Below are 3,611 nucleotides of genomic sequence, written 5' to 3' on the forward strand. Positions count from 1 at the left end.
TTAAGTTCTTTATCCGACATAGACACCAACATATCAAACCGTCCGCTAAGAAAATTGCAACAGCGCATATTCTAAAAGCGGACATTTTTACTTTGGAGAAACCGGACATTTCTATTTTGGAGTTACATCTGTATTTCGTATAATATTGATTATGTTAAATAGGATATCTAAACACAGCACCCTACAATAATATCGTTGGTGCTGCACTTGACGGTTGCAATAATAAATTATCTTACCGTCAAGTGTATCCCAAGTAACATAACATAAGTTATGCGGAAATCAGACCGCTACTCGACTTGCGTATCAGTCAAACCTACGCAAGTCTGCGTGGCTATGATTTCAATATCTGGAAAATAGATACTCTATTAGTCTCAAATTTGGAACTAGAGTCCACCATTAGATAACGTGGACTCTTTTTTTGTTGTATTAAGAAGCATATTCAAGTAAGAATCTTTCAACATCTCGGATCATATTCTGTACATCGTTATCATTAAATTCCTCAATCTCCCCATGAGCAGCTTTATTTCTTATATGTGCCAAAGTTAAAACTTGCTTATGTTGAAGAGCACTATAGATATTAGCATTTTTTAATTCAGAATTAAGAGCATCAAGTTTTTTAGGTTTAGTAGTACCTTCTTGGCAAATATCAATTCCGTTATTTTTAGCTAATTCTTTAATTGCTGTTTCTAAAACTACACCAGCAGTGACAGCAGAAGCTACTTTATAACCTGAATCAAGGAAATGCTGTGCTTGATCCAACTCACTATCAAAAACCTCTGACTGAATTAGTTTTTTGATTGTGATTAGAAAACCATTTTTTAAATCATCTTCTGCCGCTCTTAAAATTGGAATCACGCGATTTAATATTGCTTTTCTTGTATCCCCCATTCCTGCTTTAAGATTTTTATCAAACTGAGACAAATAATGTGACTTTTCACCACAAGTAATGCTTAATATATTTTTAGATTTCATTTGCCATTCGATAAAAGCTGATTGTAATTCAGGATTATAACCAGATCCAGCGGCTTCACATTTTTGATAGATTGAATCACCTTCTTCTATTAGTGAAGAAAATCGATCTAGTATTTTTTGGGTCATATTTATTCTCAAGTATTAGGTCATTCTGAAGTCGCATAACTTCATTTTATGTTAAATAAGATATCTGAAGATAGCACCCTGCATCGAGCTATGCGGTATTGATAAATATTCAATAAAGTGGAACGTTTTTTTAAAGAACGTTCCACTCAAAGAGTGTGGGGTTCAGCGGACGCTTACCTTTCTCTTAAAGCCTCTTGCGCTTTATTAAATGGTTTTATTAGATAATCTAAGATCGTTTTCTCCCCTGTTTTAATATCGACTGTTGCAACCATGCCAGGAGTAATACTGAATTGTTTGCCTGCTTTATTCATCAATTTTCCTGAATCCGTTCGAATATACACTCGATAATAAAATTGATCTTGCTTAACTTCATCTCTCAAGGTGTCTGGAGAAATAATAGAAACTTTTCCTTTCAACCCACCATAAATAGAATAATCATACGCGGTGATCTTCACCAGTGCATCTTGCCCAGGATGAATAAAAGCAATATCTCGCGGTGAAATACGTGCCTCAACCAAAAGTTGTTCATCCAGCGGAACAATTGTCATCAACTTGCCATTTTGAGAAATCACTCCGCCAATTGCAGATTCATCAGGAAACTCCCAGCAACTGGTCATATACTGATAATGGATGCTGCAAACTCTCGTAGGGCATCACATGCGGTGCCGCTGTAACAGGCACAATGCTGGAAACCGTATTTGATTGCGGTAATGGCGCGAATCTTTGCTGCTCTTGCTGCAGTCGAACAGCTGGTTTTTCTTGCGTGGTTGCATGAATCCGCTGATTGGCGGTTTCATGCAACCACCGACCAATGTGGGCATTAGCAACATCAACATCCAACAATAAGCCTGAAGTCTTAAGGCTTGCTTTCAATTGCACAATAAAGCTTGATTTGAGATATCCATTAAAGCGTTCAACTTTGCCTTTGGTCTGTGCGCGGTAGGGTTTACATACGCGGGAGGCGAAAGCCATATTTCTTGGCACAATCGAGCAGTTTGGGGTTCCATTTGTGCTGCCCCTCCTGATAGGCATCCCGTTCAATCATGATCGTTTTAGCGTTATCAAACAGGATTTCCTGAGGTACGCCCCCAAAGAACTGAAATGCATTTTCCAGACCATCGATCCATGCATCCGTCCGTTCATGATCATAAAATTTCACGAAGGTTGCTCTGGAATAACCTAATGTGGCCACAAAGGCTTTCAAAGTCGTATGGTGACGTCGAATCGTGGTGAAATCAACCTGCATTTGTTGACCAGGTTGGGTTTCAAAACGAATGACGGGTTCTGATTTGGCAACGGGTTTTAATGTTGCAAGATATTCCCTCAATATCCTGATCTTTCCTGGATATCCAAACCCTAAAATCTGCTTATAGAGCACAACGGCAGGAATCCATTCAGGATGAGCTGCATTTACACGTTCAAGCAAATAGGGTTTATATGGATCAAGAATACTTATTCTAGGTTGTGTACGCCGATACTGAGGTGTGGTGTTTTGCCGTAAATATTTACGTACGGTATTCCTGGATACCCCAAGTTCACGACTAATGGCTTTAATGGATTTACCTTGTTGATGAAGAATTTGGATGGTCACTGCTTGCTCCAAAGTTAACATGTTGAGCAGTCCAAAAAGACCGCTATATTAACCAAGGGGGTCAGTTTTAAAATGCCGTTAGAGGGTTATTTTTACACTGCTGCTAACACTTGTTATATTTATGGGACAGCAGTGGCCTTAAGCTCCCATTTTTACTGTATTTTTTTGAAATTTCGTATAACCACCATTATGTTAAATGGTAGGGGATTCTAAGTACGAGATTAGAAAATTTAGTCTTTAAGAGGAGAAATTTGTTCTAGCTTATCTTCAGGATTATTTTCTCTAATATGTATAATTCGATCATAATTTTCTACTCCTCGTAAGTGAGGTGGTGCAAATGCTGGATACTTGTTGAAAAAGTGCATTTTAATATTTAGTGCATGGTCTAAAATAAAAGCGCATTCAATTCCATAGTACTTATCATTAATAAAAAAATTGTCTGTAGTTTCTATTAGTTCTTGGATAGCTAAATCCAATTTTTGAATTTTTTCATTAATATCTTTAGTTTTATCTTCTATCTTTTTGTCCATTGGTATCACCTATAGAATTAAGTTCCCCTAAAATTAACATAATACACCTTATACGAAATCGAAATGTTAGAACCCATTTAAAGTGTCTGTATTCTCACCAATAAAAATGTCTAGTTTATGATGATTTAACCATCATGGACTGGATATGAAATATAGATGCTGATCACTATGTCTGACAAAGAAATTCAACGTCTTGCGGTTCTGCAAGACGTTCGAGATCATCGTATTACCCAAGTCCGTGCTGCTGAAATCCTGAATCTTTCCACCCGTCAAATTACCCGGTTATTGCAGAAGCTCAATCAAGATGGTGTTTCAGGTCTGGCTCATGCCAGTCGTGGTCAACCTGGCCATCGTCGCCATGATGACTTGTTAAAAGCAAAGTGCCTTTCCAT

Annotated in this window: 3 protein-coding genes and 2 pseudogenes; 1 reads left to right on the forward strand and 4 read right to left on the reverse strand. The window is 37.7% G+C overall.

Annotated elements, in window-relative coordinates:
- Positions 1-426 precede the first annotated feature (426 nt).
- The 4 genes and pseudogenes from FTU39_RS13565 to FTU39_RS13580 all read right to left on the reverse strand — a co-directional run bounded on the left by FTU39_RS13565 (position 427) and on the right by FTU39_RS13580 (position 3,219).
- Positions 427-1,098 (reverse strand): DUF4145 domain-containing protein, encoded by a 672-nt coding sequence (locus tag FTU39_RS13565; protein ID WP_179989177.1) that lies wholly within the window; start codon positions 1,096-1,098, stop codon positions 427-429.
- 173 nt (positions 1,099-1,271) lie between these two features.
- A pseudogene (locus tag FTU39_RS13570) lies at positions 1,272-1,676 on the reverse strand (HlyD family efflux transporter periplasmic adaptor subunit); the annotation flags it as partial.
- A gap of 13 nt (positions 1,677-1,689) precedes the next feature.
- A pseudogene (istA, locus tag FTU39_RS13575) lies at positions 1,690-2,710 on the reverse strand (IS21 family transposase).
- Between the two features lie 209 nt (positions 2,711-2,919).
- Complete coding sequence (locus FTU39_RS13580; RefSeq protein WP_179989178.1) at positions 2,920-3,219, reverse strand: hypothetical protein; 300 nt, start codon at positions 3,217-3,219, stop codon at positions 2,920-2,922.
- A gap of 156 nt (positions 3,220-3,375) precedes the next feature.
- Between FTU39_RS13580 and FTU39_RS13585 the strand changes: the two genes are divergently transcribed.
- On the forward strand, positions 3,376-3,611 hold a 236-nt coding region (locus tag FTU39_RS13585), incomplete at its 3' end, for a helix-turn-helix domain-containing protein (protein WP_179989179.1).

Source organism: Acinetobacter sp. YH12099 (genome assembly GCF_013419195.1).
Classification (GTDB): domain Bacteria; phylum Pseudomonadota; class Gammaproteobacteria; order Pseudomonadales; family Moraxellaceae; genus Acinetobacter; species Acinetobacter towneri.

What these genes read in the sequence shown, in the direction of transcription:
- FTU39_RS13565 (WP_179989177.1), bottom strand. Translation starts at nt 1,098, where the DNA reads ATGACCCAAAAAATACTAGATCGATTTTCTTCACTAATAGAAGAAGGT.
- FTU39_RS13580 (WP_179989178.1), bottom strand. Translation starts at nt 3,219, where the DNA reads ATGGACAAAAAGATAGAAGATAAAACTAAAGATATTAATGAAAAAATT.